This window comes from Neobacillus drentensis (genome assembly GCF_036962765.1).
Taxonomy (GTDB): domain Bacteria; phylum Bacillota; class Bacilli; order Bacillales; family Cytobacillaceae; genus Neobacillus; species Neobacillus drentensis_C.
Window position 1 is genome coordinate 3903 of record NZ_JBALOS010000337.1, and the last position, 388, is coordinate 4290.

At 32.5% G+C, this 388-nt stretch carries 1 pseudogene; it reads right to left on the bottom strand.

From position 1 onward, the window contains the following. Window positions 1–200, bottom strand: a pseudogene (locus tag V7137_RS28800) (alpha/beta hydrolase); the annotation flags it as partial. Between the last annotated feature and the right edge of the window lie 188 nt (window positions 201–388).

The window sequence follows — 388 nt, forward strand, 5'->3', positions numbered from 1 at the left end:
GTAAAAAATGCGTAACCTGGTGGTTGTGGAAGATGGCCACGGATACTAAAAATATAAAAACGGTCTTCTAATCCGTTTACAAGCGACAGCATATTCTGTTCATTACTGCCAATCCCGTGCATTAAAAACAACGCAGGATAGGTTTTACCTGGTTCAGTCTGTGCAGGTCGACGAAGTTCATAAATCATTGGTGAATTCATTACCATCATCCTTTCTTTTGATTAATACAAACCTAATATCATTAGGTTGGCTGTTTTTTTGATTCTTAACATAAATTCAAATGAAGATAAGATTTTCGAAACAGCAATTAATACAAATAAATAAAAAAAATTCATATAAGGAAACAACTAGATAAAAAAATAAGCAACCCATTTGTTTTCTAATGTGA